Origin of the sequence: Paucibacter hankyongi, from assembly GCF_037482915.1 — a bacterium.
GTDB lineage: Bacteria > Pseudomonadota > Gammaproteobacteria > Burkholderiales > Burkholderiaceae_C > Paucibacter_A > Paucibacter_A hankyongi.
In genome coordinates this window covers 191,896-208,545 of the sequence record NZ_JBBHJX010000001.1, presented here as the reverse complement: position 1 = coordinate 208,545, position 16,650 = coordinate 191,896, and the positions used below count along the sequence as shown (strand labels likewise).

Sequence of the window (16,650 nt, the reverse complement as noted above, 5' to 3'; positions counted from 1 at the left end):
CGTGAGTCAGGTCCGACACCGTCGCGCCCGCGTACTTGCTCTTCCACGCGTAATACGTCGGCGCGCTGATGGCGTGTTTACGGCACACCTCCGCCACGGGCATGCCTGCCTCGCCTTCCTTGAGGATCGCCACGATCTGGCTCTCCGTGAACTTGCTCTTCCTCATCGGCCTCTTCCTTTCGGGTTGGGCCGCATTCTCTGACTTCAGTTGTCTACTTGGTGGGTGAGCTTACGGTGAGCTTACGATTCGGCTCGACAGTATTAGGCTTTCGATTCGTCCTTCAAGACGCCTCGGCGGATTTGGTCCAATTCGATACTTTCGAACAAGGCCTTGAAGTTACCCTCGCCGAAGCCTTCATTGCCTTTGCGTTGAATGATCTCGAAGAAGATCGGTCCGATCACTTCCTTGGTGAAAATCTGCAGCAGCAATTCATTCGGGGCATCCAGGTGGGCCGCTCCGTCGATCAGGATGCGTAAGCGGCGGAGCTCTTCGACGTTCTCGCCATGGCCTGGCAGGCGTTTGTCGATCAGGTCAAAATAGGTGTTGATGGTGTCTTGGAACTCAACACCTGACGTGCGCATACGCTCGACCGTGCTGTAGACATCGTCCGTGCCCATGGCGACGTGCTGAATGCCTTCGCCATGATAGATGTCCAAGTACTCGGCGATTTGGCTCTTGTCGTCGCTGCTTTCGTTGATGGGGATCCGAATATTGCCGCAGGGGCTGGTCATTGCCTTGCTCTTTAGACCGGTCAGTTTGCCTTCGATGTCGAAGTAGCGCACTTCACGGAAATTGAAGAAGCGCTCGTAGAAGTCCGCCCATTCCTTCATCCGGCCACGGAAGACGTTATGTGTCAGGTGGTCGATATAGGTCAGGCCCAAGCCGACTGGGTTGGCTGGGACTGGCTTGCCTTCGGCGTCGAGCAGAGGCACAAAGTCAACGTCATAGATGCTGATATTGCCGATGTCACCGGTGGTCGCGCCATTCTTGCCCTGCCAGCGGTCGACGAAATAGATCAGGGAGTCGCCAATGCCTTTGATGGCCGGGATGTTCAACTCCATCGGGCCGGCCTTGTTGTCGAAGCCCCAGGCACCCAACTCCAGCGCACGCCTATAGGCATAGGCCGCATCTTGGACCCTGAAGGCGATGGCACAGATGGAGGGGCCATGCAGGCGCGCGAAGCGTTGCGCAAAGGAGTCTACTTCTGCGTTGATGATGAAGTTCACTCCGCCTTGGCGGTACAGGGTGACGTTCTTGTGCCGATGTTTGGCCACGGCAGTGAAGCCCATGGTCAGGAAAAGCTTGCCGAGTTCGGCAGGATCGGGGGCTGCGAACTCAATGAATTCGAAGCCTGCGGTGCCCATCGGATTTTCCCAGGGGGTGAATGCCATGTTTTCTCCAACAAAGTCTTGCGATGGGTCAAGACTGTAGGCTCTTCGCTGCGCAGGATTCATGCGAACTCAGGCGTCGAGTACCCTAAATGCGCAGGATTACTGCGACAATTTTCGGTATGGAAAATGGAATACAGCTTGATACGATCGATCGGCGCATTTTGAGGGCGTTGCAGGTTGACGGCCGCGTGACGTATGACGCGCTCGCCGCCCAGGTCAATCTCTCGGCCTCGGCGGTGCTCAGGCGTGTGCGGCGGCTGGAGGAATCGGGCGCTATTTCGGCGTACGTTGCTTTGGTGCCGCCCGAGCGGGTGGGCCTCGGTTTGACGGCCTATATCAATGTGCGGCTGGAGAAACATACCGAAAGCCACAAGCGCAACCCGATGGAACTGTTCCGCGTGGCGGTGCAGGCCTGGCCGGAGGTGGTCGAGTGCGCGGCATTGACTGGCGATATGGACTATCTGCTGCGGGTGGTGGTGCAAGACATGGCGCACTACGCCCGCTTCATTACCGAGACGCTGCTCAAGCACCCTAGCGTGCAAGACTGCAAGACCAGCTTTGTCTTGGATCGCCTGAAGAACACCACGGCGGTGCCGATCTGAGGCTGCCTGAATAGTCGCAAGAAGGCCGCACGCACGCTTGAGTGCGAATCAGCGGCGAGTCAAGACCACGGCCAACTCGTGCCAGCCTTGTTGATGGGCTTGCGTGGGGTAAGGCGGAGCGGGCCAGTCCCATCGGTCGGCTGGGAACAAGGCGCGCATCGCTTGTATGTCTCCATGGTAGGGCGGGCCTTCAACAAAGCCTTGCCCTGCGCTGTCCCGCCTGGCCTGCATGAAGAGGGCCAGTAGCAGGCCTCCCGGCTTGAGCCAGACGTGCAATTGATCGGCATAACGCCGCCAATGGTCGGGGTGGAGGGCGCACAAGCAGGTTTGCTCATAAACCCGGTCAACGGGGGCGGGCGCCTGCCAAGCCAGTACGTCGGCTTGCTCGACCTGTACAAGATCTAGCGAAATTTGCGCGTGGTCCAACTTGTGCCGAGCCAATTCGACGGCTGCTGGGGCGTAGTCCAGGCCCAGGGCTTGATGCCCCGCGCGTCCCAGCGCCAGCAATTCATGGCCTTGTCCGCAGCCCGGCACCAAGACGCGATGCCCTGGCTGTATTCGGCCCTCATCCAACCAGACTTGCAATTGAGGATGGGGCGCGCCGCGGTCCCAGGGCGTCTGCCCGGTGTTGAACCGCTGTTGCCAAAATTCTTGTGTGGGCCCTGCCATCGGAGCAATATAGGGGACGCTTAGGGTCGGATTAGTCGAACTCGTGCAGCAGCTTCAGCGTCGCTTCTGAACTCAGATTCAGCAGACTGGCGATCTCGCACAAATCATCCGGCACCGCCTCATCATCCCAGCCGTCGGCTGTGTGGCGAGCCAGGCGCACGGCCAGTTTGACGCATTGCACCTGAGGATCATTGCCGCGTTTGTCGTTGGTGATGTGGCGCAGCAACTCGGGCAGGTGCCAAGCCTGCATCAGCGCTTGCTCCAGATCACTCAATTCGATGTGCAAGATTTCGCGTTGCACCGCCGCGCTGCGCAAATGCTTGTCGGCCAATTGGCGCAGCCGTATTTGTTGCGCCAACTCGGGCGCGTTGATCCACAACAGCATTTCGGCGAAGTCGTGCAGCAAGGCCGCGCTGTGGATGACCGCGGCGTCAGGGTCCAGTCTGTGCACCGCGAAGGCCAGTGCAAAACGGGCGGCTCGATCAGCCCGGCGTAAGACGCGCTGCAGGCCATCGAGCGCATAAGGCTGCGCGGCCAGTTTGTCCTCGACCGTCGGCTGCTCGCCAAATTCACGGAAGAAGGGCGTGATGCCCATCAACACCAGTGCAGCAGTGACTGTTTCCGCGTCGGTCAACAGCCGGCTGGAGCGGTGATTCGCCGCATAGGCCAAGACCTTCAGCGTCATCAGCGGGTCGGTGGCGATCATCTCCCCGAGGCTGTTGGCATCCGCTGCGTCTTCGTTCGCCCGCAGCAACTCCAAGGCCTCGGCCGTCTCGGCCAACACCGGGATTTCGGCGTTGCAGAGCAAGGCCGTCCATCTGCCCAAGTCCGGAGGGGCTTGGCGCAAGGGGGGGAGGGCGATAGGCGCGGTCATGGCAGCTTGCTGTTGATCTTGAGCCCATCCTATTCCTTGCCGCGACCGCGCGGTCAAGTGAAAAGCGCCAGCAATGCCCAGCCGTTCACGACTTGGGCTGCTGGTGCCCCCTTTTTTCACAGCCGCTTGACGCCAGGCAGCGAGCCAACCCGAAGGCCGTCGGCATAGAGCGCGCCTTCCGGCGCCCCCGCCTCGGCGTAGAACTCGAGTTCGGGTTTGGCGCGCCGGCGGCTCAGTGTCAAGCCCAAGGCCAGACGCGTCAGCAGGGCGCTGCTAACTAACAGCATGCGACCCAGGCACACGCGCCAGGCTGCGCAGGTGATTTCAAATTCGGCCGCGCTTGTGTCGGGGCCATGCAAGTCTCTCAATCTCATGATGATTCTCCGTGCGGGCCGCCGGGCAAGGCCGCGGGGCCGGTGATTTCATGCGCTGCGGTCGGGCAGCATCAATTCCAGGCTTTGTCTCTGCACATCTCGGCGGCCAGCTTGGCGCTGCGAGCTGCCCAGCTTTTGCTGGCCATGCTTGCCGGCTTGCCGCATCAGGGCGTGGGCCACCAGGGGGTTGCGGGGCTTGCGCAGATTCAGGGCGGACGGGCGTGGTGAAGTGAACTGGGGCATAACAATCTCCTGGGCGAGCGAGCTCGCGCTGTGTGGGGCCATGCGGCGGCTTCACGGTCGAGCTTGAAGGGCTCAACCGCGTGCGGGGACTCGTTGGGGCCCTCTGGGGCGGCCCTTGCTGACATGCAGCTGCTTACCTGGCCGAAGAACGGGCTGGCGTGCGGGCTGCGACTTTTGGGTGTGACCCGGCGGAGCTGGGTCGGGTGGGAGCTGGGCCGGCTGCACAGGCGCCTGATGGCGTAGTCACAGCGGCGGCGCCCGGTTTAGGCGTTGATGGGGCGGGGCTCGTTGCGTGCTTGAACGCCGCAACTTGTGCAAATGATAAACGATTGTTTATCTTGCGCAAGTGCTTTTATCAAAAAATGATAAAGAAACTAGGGGGTTACCGTTTCTTGGGTTTCAAGGGCGCAATGCCTTGTTGCAGGCGCCGCCACTCGTCCAACTCGGCGGCTCCGCCGGAGTTGGCCGGGGAGGCCGGTGCCGCCACTTTGGGTGCACTCTTCGTCAGATTGGCGCTGGGCTTGTTCTGTACCGGCGGTGGCGCGGCGGCAGCCGTCGTCGGGGTCAGCACTTCGCCCAGCAAATCGAGCAAACGGGTGCGGGCGCGTTGCGGATGGCGCCGGTAATAGGTCAGGACCAGCCCGACGATGAAGCGCTCGTCGTCATCTTGCGGCACGCTGGGAGCGCTGTCTTGCTCGGCGCTGGTGCCGGGGAGGGCCTTGGTCCCCGCCTTGCCTGCGAGCGGTTGCTGAGGCTGATCCATCCAGCCGGCGGGCTTGTGGCACAACTGTTCAAACTGGCGCGCCAAGCGCTCGCCGATCTGGCGCGAGCGACCCTTGATCTGGCTCCAGTAGCTGGGTTGGATTTGCAGCCGCTCAGCAAAACGCCGCTCCAGCCCACGCAGCGTGGCTGCATCGGGGTGCTTGACGGTGGCGGTGACGAATTCTTCGAACAGGAGTAGCGCATTGTCCAAACGGACCTGCGCGACGTCCAGGGGCGCGGATAACATCTGCGTATGATAAAGCTCCGTTGATCCGCAGAGCTTTGATCTGGCTCCAGGAACCTGATTCTGGCGCTCGATATCCGGGGGCTCATCGGCAATTCCGCCTGTAGGGCAAGTCAGGGAGAGCTGGCATGGCCTCGCTCAAGTCGCCAAGTCAGGGTGCGCCTTGATAAAGAAACGATCATCAAAAGATCGGGCGAGGCTCTGGCGTGATCACAGGCCCCAGTATGCGCAACTACTGGTCTTCGTCAGCCGCCTTGTAGGCGGCCATCAACTGGCTCTGGGTGTTCGGGGGCACGGCCTCGTAGTGCGACGTCAAGATGGTGTAGCGCCCTTGCCCGCTGGTCATTGCGTTCAAGCGCGTCTGGTAGCTGGTCAATTCGGCCAGCGGCGCCAGGCCCTGCACGATGAGCGTGCCGGGGAGGGCGGTGTTGGTGCCATTGACTTGGCCGCGCCGTGCCGCCAGGTCGCCGGTGATGTCGCCAACGGCGCTGTCCGGGGCGCTGATGTCGATGTGCACCAGCGGTTCCAGCACCAGTGGGCGTGCCTCTTTGACGGCCGCGATCAGCGCGCGTTGGCCGGCGGTGACGAAGGCGATTTCCTTGCTGTCGACCGAATGGTGCTTGCCATCGAACACGGTCACGCGCAGATCGATCAAGGGGTAGCCCGCCACCACCCCGCGATCGAGCGCGGCGCGCACGCCTTTTTCCACCGCGGGCATGAATTGCGAGGGGATCGTCCCGCCCTTGACCGCGTCAACGAACTCAATGCCCTGGCCGCGCGGCAGTGGCTCCACGCGTAGATATACCTCGCCGAATTGGCCGGCGCCACCGCTTTGCTTTTTGTGCCGGTAATGGCCCTCGGCCGCGGACGAGATCGTCTCGCGGTAGGCCACCCGTGGCGGTTGAGTCAACACTTCGAATTTGTAGTTCTCGCGCAGCCGCTCCATCAGCATGCGCAAATGCAACTCACCCAGGCCGTAGATGACGGTTTCCTGGGTCTGGGTGCTGTTTTCGATGCGCAGGCAAGGGTCCTCGTCCACCAGGCGGCCGAGGATTTCCCACAGGCGCTGCTCGTCGCCGTGACGTGCCGGGCTGATCGCCAGACCGTGTACAGGCACGGGAAAATTCAGTGGGGCGAGGTGAATATGCTCGTCCTCGGGCGCGTCATGCAGCACCGCGTCGTAGTGCAGGTCCTCGATCTTGGCGATGGCGCACAGATCGCCCGGCAAGGCTTGCTCCACCTCGACATGCTTGGCCCCTTGCAGCATGAACAGATGGCCGACCCGGAAAGGCTTGCGCGCATGGCCGATGAAGAGTTGGCTGTTGCGGTTCAGCGTGCCCTGGTGCACCCGCAGCAGGCCCATCTTGCCCAAATAGGGGTCGCTGTTGATCTTGAAGACATGCGCCAGCACATGGGCCGAGGGGTCGGGCAGTGCTTGCAATGGCTGCGCGTCCGCGCCTTCGCCGCGAAGGAATTGCGGTGGATTGCCTTCGGCCGGATTCGGCAACAGCCGTTCGATCACATCCAGCAATTCGGCCACACCGGCGCCGCTGCGCGCCGAGGTGAAGCAGACAGGAATCAAGTGGCCCTCGCGCAAGGCCTGCTCCAGCGGCGCATGCAGTTCGCGCGGGTCGACATCGCCTTCGCTCAGATAACGCTCCACAAAGGCGGCATCCACCTCCACAACCTGCTCGACCAAGGCTTGGTGAGCTTGCCCCACCGAGGAGAAATCGGCTTGCCCAATGATGTTGTAGAAACAGTCCAGCACCTTGCTGCCGCCTTGGGCCGGCAAATTCAGGGGCAAGCATTCGCGCCCGAAGGCGCTTCGCACTTGCTCCAATAGCGCGGGCAAATCCAGGTCCGGTGCGTCGATCTTGTTGATCACGATCAGTCGGCACAGGCCGCGCTGCGCGGCCGCTTCCAGCATGCGGCCGGCCATCATCTCCAGCCCGTTTTGCGCGTTGATGACCAATATGGCGGTGTCCACCGCCTCCAGCGCCGGCAGTGATTGGCCAATGAAGTCCGGGGCGCCGGGGGTGTCAACGGCGTGAATGCGCAGGCCCTGGTGCTCCATATGCACCAGCGATGTGTAAAGCGAATGCTGCAGCTTGCGCTCCAGCGGATCATGGTCGCTGACCGTGTTGCCGCGCTCGATGCTGCCGGCCATGCTGATGCAGCCAGCTCGTTGCAGCAAGGCCTCCAGCAACTGCGTTTTGCCCGCACCGGCCGGGCCCACCAGGGCCAGGCTGCGTATGGCGGCCATGCTGGCGGCCGGGGCCATCGGCGCGCGGTTGGCTGGGGTATCGCGCATGCTGTCGCTCGAGTTGGGCATGATGGCTCGCTCCTTGGCTGTTCCTGGCTGTGTGGACACCTGAACCTCGGCCACCCCAACGGCCCGGCGGCGACCCCCAGCGTAGAGGAAGCCGGCCCCGCTTACAAGAGCCTGGGCTGCGAAGATCCCGCCTGCGTGGGGCTGCTTACTTGAGCGGAATAGTCAGGCTGCGATCGACCGGCACGGCGGACACGCTGTTTTGGGGCGAGCCTTCGATCAGCCGGTCTGAATAGCTCAGATACACCAAGGTGTTGCGCTTGATGTCGACCATGCGCACGACGCGCAGTTTTTTGAAGATCAAGGAGGCGCGTTCATTGAACACTTCTTCCTGGCGCGGCAAGGGCTTGGCAAAGCTCAGCGGCCCGGTTTGTCGACAGGCGATCGAGGCCTCCGATTTGTCCTCGGCCAGCCCCAGCCCGCCCTTGATGCCGCCGGTCTTGGCCCGCGACACATAGCAGCTCACCCCGGCAACTTTGGGGTCGTCATAGGCGTCGACGACGATTTTGTGGTCCGGGCCGATCAGCTTGAACACGGTGTCGACTTCGCCCACCGCATCCGCCGCCATCCCGAGGCCCGGCCAAGCCAGTGCCAGCAGGGGGATCCATTTGACTTGCATTGCGCTCTCCTCTGTGAAGGTAAAGGGTAGCAGGGCTGACCCAGCCCTCGGCCTCAGGCTTCGGGTGAACCGTGCGCCCGACGGCTGTCGTCGGGCGCTTGTTCTCGCGCGTGCAAACCGTAGTCACGCTGGACCTCGGCCACGCGCAGGCGGTAGTCGGCAAACACCTGGCTGCGGCCCAGCGCTTGGGTATTGCGGTGTGCCTCCAGATTGCGCCAAGCCTGCACGGCCGCCTCATCGCGCCAAAACGAGAGTGACAAGAACTTGCCCGGTGTGCTCAGGCTGCCGAAGCGCTCGATGCTGATGAATCCGTCGATCTGCTCGAGCAGCGGGCGCAGTTCTGCGGCCAGCTCCAGGTAGTGGGCCGATTGGCCGGCGCGAGGTTCGACTTCAAAGATGACGGCGATCATGGCTTTTGCTGGGTTGCGGTGCTGGCCGTTGCGGGCGCGAAAACCGGAATGCGTGCATTCGGTAGGGCTTCAAAACCGAGCAGGGTCGGGGGCGCGAAAAGCGGGGCGGCTGTTGCTCGGGCGGTTCGCGCTTCCAGCAGGGCCCATGAGCCGATGCGCAGTGCCAGGTTTTCCCCCGGGCATTGATGCCGCCCATGGCCGAAGGCGAGCCTTGGCTGCGCGCCTGTTAACAAGACCAGCACGGCGTCCCCGGCGCGCATACTTGCGCCGGCGAACTCGCAGTCGCGCTGCGCCCAGCGGCGGGTGTGATGGATCGCGCCGGGCGCGCGCGCCAGCTCGGCCATCAGGTCCGAACCGTCGAATGTCTCGTCTTGTTCGCCGACTTGGCTTGACGCCAGCAAGGCCTGCCCCAACATCCCGGCGCCTGCTTCATAGCTTTGCCACAGCAAACCCAGGGCCTGCGCCTGCGGCGCAGCGATCACCGCGGCCTGTGCCTTCAAGGCGCTCCACAAGGGGGCCGGCCCGTGTTTACCTAAGGCCTCTACCAAGGCGAGGCACGCATCGCTGGCTGCCTGCACCGTCGATGGTTCGGCCTGTGGTCGCAGTGCCAGTGCGATGGCGTGCAGGCGTTGCAGCAGCAGTTGCTGCGCGGCGGCATCTTGCATCTGCAGGCCCAGCAGTTGGGCGAGGCTGGCGGGCAAGCTGGCCCATTGCCAGTGGCGCCAGCCGAGGCTCAGCGCCAGCCGGGCCTGCTGGCGCGAGCAGGACTCGAGCAGGTCGACATCCTGCTCCAACTGGTCCAGTGCGGCCTGCAGGGCCGTCTTTTCGCGCGCATGGTCGGCATCGTCGCGCATGCGCAGCCATTGCGCAAAGACGCTGCCGATAGTGCCGCCCTCCAGGGTGGCAGGCACGGCTTGCCCCGGCGGCCGCGGGCCCAGGTCGCGGTGCTGCAGCGCTGCGCGCGCCAACTCCGGGGCGCCGGCCAAGCGAAGCCCCAAGTCTGGTTCATGGCTTAGCCGCGTTTGGCCGTGCAAATGTTCATAAAAGGCCTGCATCGCCGCTGCGTCAGCAGTCTGCGCGGCGTTTAGGACGTTCAGGGCGTGGAGGGATGCGTGAGGGCAGGTCATGGCCGCAAGTGTCGGGGGCGGCCCGCGTCCATGCTTCGGGTAGCATCGAAATATGGAAGACAAACAGCGGTTTGCTGATGCGGCTTTGGCCGCAATTGCCCAAAGCATGGCCGAGCCCGCTCGGGCACGGATGCTGTGCTGCCTGATGGACGGCCATGCACGCACGGCCACCGAGTTGGCCGCCGTGGCGGAGGTCGCCACCTCGACCGCGAGCACCCATCTACAGCGTCTGGTCAGTGCCGGCCTGCTGCTGTGTTTGGCTCAGGGGCGGCACCGCTACTTCCGCTTGGCCGATGCCGAAGTGGCCGCGGCCTTGGAGGCGCTGCTGGTGTTGGCCGGCCGCTCCGCCGTGGCCGTCAAGCCTTTTGAGCCCAGTACGCCCAGGCATCTGCGTGAAGCGCGCCGTTGCTATGACCACCTGGCGGGTGACTGGGCGGTGCGATTGCATGACCATGCCCTTCGCCATGCCTGGTTGCAGGAGGATGCCGATCAAGCGCGGGCCTACAGACTCAGCGAAGTTGGCCGCGACGCCTTTGCCCAGCTGGGTTTGGACATGGATGCGCTAGCGGCCAGCAAGCGCCGCCGCAGGCTGGCCTGCGCATGCATGGATTGGAGTGTGCGCAGCCCGCATCTGGGTGGCGCGCTGGGCGCTGCGTGCTTGCAGTTGATGTTGCAGCGGCAATGGCTGGAGGGTGAGTTGGACAGCCGGGCGCTGCGCATTACGCGGCGCGGGCAGACCGCCTTGGTGCGCTTGCTGGGTGAGGCTTGCCCCTGAGGCGTAGCGCCAAGCCTTTGCCCAACGCTATGAAGTAAGGGATGGCGGCAGGCGCCCGCATCGTTTCAGATGACGCGCTGCATTCCCCTCAGGAGCCGCGCATGAATCTGAGACAGTTCTCCGTTGCGACCTTCAATCTGTACAACCTGAATCTGCCGGGGCGGCCGATCTACACCGATCGCAATGGCTGGACGCAGGCGGAGTACGAACTGAAGATCGCCTGGACGGCGCGACAGCTAAGCATCTTGAAGTCCGATATTTTTGGCTTTCAGGAGCTTTGGCATGGCGATGCGCTGAAGCACGCGGTGGAGGCGGCGGGGCAGAGCGCCGAGCTCGACCTGCTGCTGCCGGCCAACGCCACCGGCACGCAGATCGTCAGCGCCGCGCTGGTGAAGAAGGGCCTGCTGGTGGGCGACCCCGAATGGATCAGCCACTTTCCGCCCAAGTTCAGATTGCACTCCGGCGGCGATGACCCGCAAACGCCGCACATCGACGTCAGCATCACCGGTTTTTCGCGCCCGGTGCTGCACTTCACCGTCAGGCTGCGCGACAAGTTGCCCTTGGTGCATGTGTATGTCTGCCACTTCAAATCCAAGGGGCCGACGCAGGTTTTCAACGAGGCTTGGTTCAAGGCCGACAAGGCCAGCTACGCACCCCACGCGGTCGCCTTGGGCTCGGCGCTCTCCACCATCCGGCGCACGGCGGAAGCGGCTGCTTTGCGCATGCTGCTGACCGAGCAGATGAAAGGTAACGACACGCCGGTGATCGTGCTGGGGGACATCAATGACGCGCAGCACAGTAACACCGCCAATGTGCTGACCGAGCAGCCGCAGTATCTGGTCGGTGACAGTTTGGGTGGCAGCGATGTGGCGCTCTACACCGCGCAAACCCTGCAGGAGTACCGGGACACCCGCGACGTCTACTACACCCATGTGCACCAGGATGTGCGCGAGTCGCTCGATCACATCCTGGTGAGCGAGCAGTTCTACGACCACAGCCGCAAGCGCCAATGGTTGTTCGACGGCTTGGCCATTAACAACGACCACCTGAACTTCGACAATCACAAGGCCGATGGCAGCAATGACCACGGCATCATCCGCGCCAGCTTCAGCTACAAACCGGTTAAGTTGGCGGCCTGATGAAGGGCGGCGATTGCGGGGCGCGCAAACCTTCTCGAAGCGCCCTCAGTCGTTTTGATTCTTCTTGCCGGCGCCCAAGTAGGTGTCGATGACCCGCGGGTCACGTGCCAGCTCGGCTGCCGGGCCTTGTAGGCCGATGCTGCCGGTTTCCATCACATAGCCGTAGTCGGCCACCTCCAGCGCAGCCCGGGCGTTCTGCTCGATCAACAAGATGGACACGCCGGTGTCGCGCAGGCGCGCGACGATGCGAAAAATCTCGCGCACGATCAGCGGGGCCAGGCCCAGGCTGGGTTCGTCCAACATCAGCACCCGCGGCCGGGTCATCAGCGCACGGCCCACCGCCAGCATCTGGCGCTCGCCGCCGGACAAGGTGCCGGCGAGTTGCTCGCGCCGCTCCCTCAGGCGCGGGAACAGAGCGTAGACCCGCTCAAGCTCTTCACGCCAGTCGCGCTGGCCCAGGCGCATCGGTCGGTAGCCGCCCAGCAGCAGGTTGTCGGCCACGCTCATGGTGGTGAACAACTCGCGTTTTTCCGGCACCAGGGCCAGGCCCTTCATGACGCGTTCTTCCAGGCCCAGGCTGGCGATGTTTTCGCCACCCAGCAAGACCTGACCCTTGGCCGGCAGCACACCCATCAAGGCATTCAGCGTGGTGCTCTTGCCGGCCCCGTTGGGGCCGATCACCGTCACCACCGAGCCTTGCGGCAAGCGCAGGCTCAGGCCGCTGAGCACCTCGGCGCGGCCATAGCCGGCGTGCAGGTCTTCGACCTTCAACAAATCATCTTGGCTGTGTTCGCTCATGGTTTTTTTCAATGCTCCGTGCCAAGGTAGGCGGCCCGCACCTCGGGGCTGGCTTGCACGACTTCGGGTGGCCCTTCGATCAATTTGGTGCCGAACTCCATCACCACGATGCGGTCGGTCAGGCCCATCACGAACTCCATATCGTGCTCAACCAGCAGCACGCTCAGGCCCTCTTGGCGAAGCTGGCGCAGGACCTGGCCAAGCGCCTCTTTCTCCTTGTGGCGCAGGCCGGCGGCCGGTTCGTCCAGCAGCAGCAGGGCGGGGTCGGTGCAGAGGGCGCGGGCAATCTCCATCAGCCGCTGCGGGCCCAGGGCCAGATTGCCGGCCAACTCGTGCATTTGCTCGGCCATGCCGATACGACGCAGCTGCGCCTCGGCCTCGGCGAACAGGCTTTTCTCTTCTTCGCGATTGAGCCGCAGCATCGCGCGCAAGCTGTCGCAATTGCTGCGCAGATAAGCGCCCAGGGCGACGTTCTCCAGCACCGTCATATCGGCGATGGCCTTCACGTGCTGGAAGGTGCGCGACATGCCGCGCCGTGCAATCTCGCGCGAGGGCAGGCCGCCGACCGCTTGGCCACGGAACTTGACTGAACCCGCGCTCAAGGGCAGGACGCCGGTGATCAGATTGAAGGTGGTCGACTTGCCGGCGCCGTTCGGGCCGATCAGGCCCATGATCTCGCCGGCGTGGATCTGAAAGCTCACATCATTGACCGCCACCAGACCGCCAAACTGTTTGCGTAGCTTGTCCACCTCCAGCAGCAAGTCGCCGCGCACCGGCTTGGCGCGCGACACCAGCGCGGCAGCGCCCGCCCAGTTGCGCTCGCGTGGCTTGGTTTCAAACCAGCGCGCCAACAAGGCTTGGGCCTGCGGCCACAGCCCCTTGGGGGCGTACTTCAGCATCAGCACCAACACAATGCCGAGCACGATGATTTCGAAGTTGCCGTTGCTGCCCAAGAGGCGCGGCAGCACCTCCTTCAGTTGGTCCTCGATCAGCTTGAAGATGCCGGCGCCAACGAAGGCACCCCAAACGGTAGCGACACCGCCAATCACCGCCATGAACAGGTACTCGATGCCCATCTTCAAGGCGAAGGGGCTGGGGTTGACGGTGCGCTGCACATGCGCAAACAGCCAGCCGGAGGTCGAGGCCAGCAGGGCTGCCAGCACGAAGATGATGACCTTGTAGCGGAAGGTCGAGACGCCCATGGCTTCGGCCATGGTGGTGGCGCCATTCAGCGCGCGGATGGCGCGGCCCGGGCGCGAGTCCAGCAGGTTGCGCACCCCCAAGGCGGCCAGCAGCGCAATGATCCAGATCAGGTAGTAAATGGCCCTGCCATCTTGCAAGCTCCAGCCCAGCAACTGAATCGGCGGAATGCCGAGAATGCCGTCGTACTTGCCCAGCGTCTCCATATTGGCCATCGTGTAGTTCAGGCTCAAGGCCCAGGCAATGGTGGCCAGTGGCAGGTAATGGCCCGACATGCGCAAGGTCAGCAAGGCCAAGAGCAGGGCGGTGGCGCAGGTGAGGGCCAGGCCGGCCGCCAGACCCAGCCAGGGCGAGAGGCCGAATTGCGTGCTCAGCAAGGCGCTGCTGTAGGCGCCCAGGCCGACAAAAGCGGCTTGGCCAAAAGAGGTCAGGCCGCCGATGCCGGTCAGCAGCACCAGGCCCAGACTGACCAGGGCAAACATGCCGATGTAGTTCAGCTGGGTGATCCAGAACTCGGGCACCGGCAAAAGCGGCAGGCTGAACAGCAGGGCCGCGCCGGCCCAGGGGAGAAAGGGTGTCAGGGCGCGCATGGCTCAGTGCTCCTCTGTATGGGGATCGCGCAGCGAGCGCCACAGCAGCACCGGCAAGATGGAGGTGAACACGATCACCTCCTTGAAGGCGCTGGCCCAGAAGCTGCTGAACGATTCCAGCAGCCCGACCAGCACCGCGCCGAGCGCAGCGCCGGGGTAGCTGGCCAAGCCGGCAAAGACGGCGGCCACAAAGCCTTTCAGGCCGATCAGGAAGCCGCTGTCGTAAAAAATCGTCGTCGTCGGGCTGATCAACACGCCCGACAAGGCGCCAATGAAGGCCGCCATCGTGAAGGAGAGCTTGCCGGCCGAGGTGCTGGAGATGCCCATCAGTCGCGCGCCCAAGCGGTTCACCGCGGTGGCGCGCAAGGCCTTGCCATACAGGCTGCGCTCAAAGAACAGCCACAGCATCACGATCAAGGCCAGGGAAGCGAGCAGGATGATCAGGGTCTGGCCCGACAGCATCAAGGGGCCGAGCGAGAACGAGGCATCCCAGAAACTCGGGTTGCGCGAGCCCTCGGCGCCGAAAAACAGCAGGCCCAGGCCGGTCAGGCTCAGATGCACGCCGACCGAAACAATCAGCAAGACCAGCACCGAGGCGTCGGCCAGCGACTGGTAGGCCAGGCGGTAGACCAACGGCCCCATGGCGGTGACGAGCGCCAGCGTCAGCATCACCTGCGCCAGCAAGGGCAAGTGCTGCGGCGCTGCCCACAGGGCCAGCAGGCCGATGGCCACAGGCGGCGTCGCCGCACGCAGCGCGTTGGCCAGCAGCGGCGCTATCGCCTGGCCTGCGCGCCAGCCGGCCACCAGATCGAGCAGCGCGACCAAGACCGCCATCGCCAGTAAGAAAGGGATCGTCCCCGGCGTCTGGCCGAGTTGCAGGCCGGCCAATGTCAACGCACCGAAGGCGACGAACTCGCCCTGTGGGATGAAGATCACGCGGGTGACGGCAAACACGAGCACGGTGGCCAGGGCCAGCAGGGCGTAGATCGCCCCGTTGGTGAGGCCGTCGAGCATCAGGATGCTGGCGATCGAAAGGTCCATGGAGAGCCGGGCTTTCACAAAGAGGGTGGTGTCGCGATTCACTCTACTAAAAACTATCGTGTTGGCCTGCCGGGGGCTTGCCGCATTGACAAAGTGCGGCTTTATTCGACCGGCTGGTCGAATTTGCTCGGGATCGCCCTCGCGCTTGCTCTTGCTGGCAGGGCGAGTGCGGCGCGCGACTAGACTGCATGACAAGCTTTCTTCGAGTTCTTGTCATGCCCGGTCTTGCTCCTTTGCTTCACATTGACGGCGCCTTGGCCCGTATCACCCTGCGGCGGCCGCGCTTGGCCAATCGACTGGAGTTGCTTGATTTGCAGACCCTGCAAGAGCAACTGGCCCAGGTCAATCAAGACCCGGCGGTCAGGGTCTTGCTGCTCAGCGGCGAGGGCAAGCATTTCTGCAGCGGCTTCAATATCGACTCGGTGCCGGGTGTCGATGCCGGCGCCTTGTTCGAATCGCTGGCCAATGCTTGGGAGGCCGCCCGCCCGATCACGGTGGCCCGTATTCAAGGCGGTGTGTATGGCGGCGCCACCGATCTGGCCTTGGCCTGCGACTTCCGTTTGGGCACGCGTGCTTGCGAGATGTTTGTACCGGCGGCTCGGTTGGGCTTGCATTTCTACCGCGGCGGCCTGGAGCGCTATGTGACGCGGCTGGGCTTGCAATGGGCCAAGCGGGTGCTGCTGGCCGGCGCCACCCTGGACGCGCAGCAGATGCATGAATCCGGCTTCTTGGATCAGTTGTTGGAAGACGGTGCGGCACTGGACCGGGCCACCGAGGCCTGGCTGGCCGAACTGCTGGGCATGGCGCCGCTGGCGCTGCTGGGCATGAAACGCCACCTGAATGCGATTGCACGCGGTGCGCTGGATGTGCCCGCTTTGCAACAGGACCTGGCGCGGGCCAATGCCTCCGACGACTTGGCCGAAGGCGTGGCCGCCTGGCAGGCCCGCCGACCACCGCGTTTTGTTGGCGCTTGAGTCGCTCTCAAATTGCGGTTTTGGGGCGAGTTTGTGGTCTTGGCGACTGGAAATAGGGGAATCCCCTCCCTCGCTCTCAGGGTGTCAAGTACGCGGCTTGTGAGAGCAAGCGCTCCAAATAGAGGAAAATAGCGCATTCGCCAAGCCGGCGCCGGGTTCAATCGAGTCAGATTGCACTTGGAGCACGAGGCGAGCTCTCACTAACTCAGTATCGGGACCGACGTGGCCAAGGACAGTACTAAAACGACCATCGAAGCCGATGGTCTGCGTTACCGCTCTAAAGCACCGGGTTCGCCGTTCGCGGCAACCTCTTCTTTTGGGGCAGCGACCATGTCGTGCTTTTTGTGCGGCAAGCACCGCCCTCGCGCGATGCTCAAATCAAAGAAGTTGTTGGGTAAGTCGCAGCCGGTGTGTGCACCGAGTTGCAAGGAACTTGACGAGCAACTCGCCAAGCCCTGAGCCTTCCGCTTTGACACGAGGCCGCCCGG

18 protein-coding genes and 1 pseudogene are annotated in these 16,650 nt (G+C 63.4%); 5 read left to right on the top strand and 14 right to left on the bottom strand.

The features are described from left to right. Positions 1–7 precede the first annotated feature (7 nt). Positions 8–166 (bottom strand): annotated as a pseudogene (locus WG899_RS00905) (transposase); the annotation flags it as partial. A gap of 95 nt (positions 167–261) precedes the next feature. After that, positions 262–1,392: a 4-hydroxyphenylpyruvate dioxygenase gene (gene hppD / locus WG899_RS00900; RefSeq protein ID WP_339593738.1), complete on the bottom strand. Its 1,131-nt coding sequence runs from the start codon at positions 1,390–1,392 to the stop codon at positions 262–264. Positions 1,393–1,511: 119 nt separating this feature from the next. On the opposite strand from hppD, the gene WG899_RS00895 reads away from it, so the two are divergent. Next, positions 1,512–1,994: an Lrp/AsnC family transcriptional regulator gene (locus WG899_RS00895; protein WP_339593737.1), complete on the top strand. Its 483-nt coding sequence runs from the start codon at positions 1,512–1,514 to the stop codon at positions 1,992–1,994. 48 nt (positions 1,995–2,042) lie between these two features. Here the strand turns inward: WG899_RS00895 and WG899_RS00890 are convergent, their stop codons facing one another. The 9 genes from WG899_RS00890 to WG899_RS00850 all read right to left on the bottom strand — a co-directional run bounded on the left by WG899_RS00890 (position 2,043) and on the right by WG899_RS00850 (position 9,645). After that, positions 2,043–2,663 carry a methyltransferase domain-containing protein gene (locus WG899_RS00890; RefSeq protein ID WP_339593736.1) on the bottom strand — a complete coding sequence of 207 codons (621 nt, stop codon included), beginning with the start codon at positions 2,661–2,663 and terminating at the stop codon, positions 2,043–2,045. A 31-nt stretch (positions 2,664–2,694) separates the two neighbouring features. Further along, positions 2,695–3,537 carry an HDOD domain-containing protein gene (locus tag WG899_RS00885; RefSeq protein WP_339593735.1) on the bottom strand — a complete coding sequence of 281 codons (843 nt, stop codon included), beginning with the start codon at positions 3,535–3,537 and terminating at the stop codon, positions 2,695–2,697. Between the two features lie 116 nt (positions 3,538–3,653). Beyond that, positions 3,654–3,911: a hypothetical protein gene (locus WG899_RS00880; RefSeq protein WP_339593734.1), complete on the bottom strand. Its 258-nt coding sequence runs from the start codon at positions 3,909–3,911 to the stop codon at positions 3,654–3,656. A gap of 48 nt (positions 3,912–3,959) precedes the next feature. Then, positions 3,960–4,154, bottom strand: coding sequence for a hypothetical protein (locus WG899_RS00875; protein ID WP_339593733.1), 195 nt, complete (start codon positions 4,152–4,154; stop codon positions 3,960–3,962). A gap of 382 nt (positions 4,155–4,536) precedes the next feature. After that, positions 4,537–5,163: a hypothetical protein gene (locus WG899_RS00870; protein WP_339593732.1), complete on the bottom strand. Its 627-nt coding sequence runs from the start codon at positions 5,161–5,163 to the stop codon at positions 4,537–4,539. A 229-nt stretch (positions 5,164–5,392) separates the two neighbouring features. Beyond that, the gene (fusA, locus tag WG899_RS00865) at positions 5,393–7,492 is read right to left on the bottom strand and encodes an elongation factor G (RefSeq protein WP_339593731.1); all 2,100 of its coding nucleotides are present in this window, start codon (positions 7,490–7,492) and stop codon (positions 5,393–5,395) included. A gap of 145 nt (positions 7,493–7,637) precedes the next feature. Beyond that, positions 7,638–8,108 (bottom strand): CreA family protein, encoded by a 471-nt coding sequence (locus tag WG899_RS00860; protein WP_339593730.1) that lies wholly within the window; start codon positions 8,106–8,108, stop codon positions 7,638–7,640. 53 nt (positions 8,109–8,161) lie between these two features. Further along, positions 8,162–8,518 carry an antibiotic biosynthesis monooxygenase family protein gene (locus WG899_RS00855; protein ID WP_339593729.1) on the bottom strand — a complete coding sequence of 119 codons (357 nt, stop codon included), beginning with the start codon at positions 8,516–8,518 and terminating at the stop codon, positions 8,162–8,164. Continuing rightward, on the bottom strand, positions 8,515–9,645 hold the full coding sequence (locus tag WG899_RS00850) for a cytochrome P450 family protein (RefSeq protein WP_339593728.1): 1,131 nt from the start codon (positions 9,643–9,645) through the stop codon (positions 8,515–8,517). Before WG899_RS00850 ends, WG899_RS00855 begins: the two co-directional genes overlap by 4 nt. 52 nt (positions 9,646–9,697) lie before the next feature. On the opposite strand from WG899_RS00850, the gene WG899_RS00845 reads away from it, so the two are divergent. Together WG899_RS00845 and WG899_RS00840 are read left to right on the top strand one after the other, a co-directional pair. Next, positions 9,698–10,420: an ArsR/SmtB family transcription factor gene (locus WG899_RS00845; protein WP_339593727.1), complete on the top strand. Its 723-nt coding sequence runs from the start codon at positions 9,698–9,700 to the stop codon at positions 10,418–10,420. Positions 10,421–10,521: 101 nt separating this feature from the next. Further along, entirely contained in the window at positions 10,522–11,559 is a 1,038-nt protein-coding gene (locus WG899_RS00840) for an endonuclease/exonuclease/phosphatase family protein (protein WP_339593726.1), read from the top strand. A 45-nt stretch (positions 11,560–11,604) separates the two neighbouring features. Here the strand turns inward: WG899_RS00840 and WG899_RS00835 are convergent, their stop codons facing one another. The 3 genes from WG899_RS00835 to WG899_RS00825 are packed head-to-tail and all read right to left on the bottom strand — an operon-like array spanning position 11,605 to position 15,188. Then, positions 11,605–12,357 carry an ABC transporter ATP-binding protein gene (locus WG899_RS00835; RefSeq protein ID WP_339593725.1) on the bottom strand — a complete coding sequence of 251 codons (753 nt, stop codon included), beginning with the start codon at positions 12,355–12,357 and terminating at the stop codon, positions 11,605–11,607. Positions 12,358–12,365: 8 nt separating this feature from the next. After that, complete coding sequence (locus WG899_RS00830; protein ID WP_339593724.1) at positions 12,366–14,147, bottom strand: branched-chain amino acid ABC transporter ATP-binding protein/permease; 1,782 nt, start codon at positions 14,145–14,147, stop codon at positions 12,366–12,368. Positions 14,148–14,150: 3 nt separating this feature from the next. Continuing rightward, on the bottom strand, positions 14,151–15,188 hold the full coding sequence (locus tag WG899_RS00825; RefSeq protein ID WP_339593723.1) for a branched-chain amino acid ABC transporter permease: 1,038 nt from the start codon (positions 15,186–15,188) through the stop codon (positions 14,151–14,153). 215 nt (positions 15,189–15,403) lie between these two features. Between WG899_RS00825 and WG899_RS00820 the strand changes: the two genes are divergently transcribed. Both WG899_RS00820 and WG899_RS00815 read left to right on the top strand, forming a co-directional pair. Then, positions 15,404–16,162 carry an enoyl-CoA hydratase/isomerase family protein gene (locus WG899_RS00820; RefSeq protein ID WP_339593722.1) on the top strand — a complete coding sequence of 253 codons (759 nt, stop codon included), beginning with the start codon at positions 15,404–15,406 and terminating at the stop codon, positions 16,160–16,162. Between the two features lie 222 nt (positions 16,163–16,384). Further along, on the top strand, positions 16,385–16,621 hold the full coding sequence (locus WG899_RS00815; RefSeq protein WP_124454629.1) for a hypothetical protein: 237 nt from the start codon (positions 16,385–16,387) through the stop codon (positions 16,619–16,621). The last annotated feature ends 29 nt before the right edge of the window (positions 16,622–16,650 follow it).

Bases quoted from the DNA above. Each gene is read 5' to 3' on its own strand.
- hppD (WP_339593738.1), bottom strand. From the start codon at position 1,392: ATGGCATTCACCCCCTGGGAAAATCCGATGGGCACCGCAGGCTTCGAA.
- WG899_RS00895 (WP_339593737.1), top strand. From the start codon at position 1,512: ATGGAAAATGGAATACAGCTTGATACGATCGATCGGCGCATTTTGAGG.
- WG899_RS00890 (WP_339593736.1), bottom strand. From the start codon at position 2,663: ATGGCAGGGCCCACACAAGAATTTTGGCAACAGCGGTTCAACACCGGG.
- WG899_RS00885 (WP_339593735.1), bottom strand. From the start codon at position 3,537: ATGACCGCGCCTATCGCCCTCCCCCCCTTGCGCCAAGCCCCTCCGGAC.
- WG899_RS00880 (WP_339593734.1), bottom strand. From the start codon at position 3,911: ATGAGATTGAGAGACTTGCATGGCCCCGACACAAGCGCGGCCGAATTT.
- WG899_RS00875 (WP_339593733.1), bottom strand. From the start codon at position 4,154: ATGCCCCAGTTCACTTCACCACGCCCGTCCGCCCTGAATCTGCGCAAG.
- WG899_RS00870 (WP_339593732.1), bottom strand. From the start codon at position 5,163: ATGTTATCCGCGCCCCTGGACGTCGCGCAGGTCCGTTTGGACAATGCG.
- fusA (WP_339593731.1), bottom strand. From the start codon at position 7,492: ATGCCCAACTCGAGCGACAGCATGCGCGATACCCCAGCCAACCGCGCG.
- WG899_RS00860 (WP_339593730.1), bottom strand. From the start codon at position 8,108: ATGCAAGTCAAATGGATCCCCCTGCTGGCACTGGCTTGGCCGGGCCTC.
- WG899_RS00855 (WP_339593729.1), bottom strand. From the start codon at position 8,518: ATGATCGCCGTCATCTTTGAAGTCGAACCTCGCGCCGGCCAATCGGCC.
- WG899_RS00850 (WP_339593728.1), bottom strand. From the start codon at position 9,645: ATGACCTGCCCTCACGCATCCCTCCACGCCCTGAACGTCCTAAACGCC.
- WG899_RS00845 (WP_339593727.1), top strand. From the start codon at position 9,698: ATGGAAGACAAACAGCGGTTTGCTGATGCGGCTTTGGCCGCAATTGCC.
- WG899_RS00840 (WP_339593726.1), top strand. From the start codon at position 10,522: ATGAATCTGAGACAGTTCTCCGTTGCGACCTTCAATCTGTACAACCTG.
- WG899_RS00835 (WP_339593725.1), bottom strand. From the start codon at position 12,357: ATGAGCGAACACAGCCAAGATGATTTGTTGAAGGTCGAAGACCTGCAC.
- WG899_RS00830 (WP_339593724.1), bottom strand. From the start codon at position 14,147: ATGCGCGCCCTGACACCCTTTCTCCCCTGGGCCGGCGCGGCCCTGCTG.
- WG899_RS00825 (WP_339593723.1), bottom strand. From the start codon at position 15,188: ATGGACCTTTCGATCGCCAGCATCCTGATGCTCGACGGCCTCACCAAC.
- WG899_RS00820 (WP_339593722.1), top strand. From the start codon at position 15,404: ATGCCCGGTCTTGCTCCTTTGCTTCACATTGACGGCGCCTTGGCCCGT.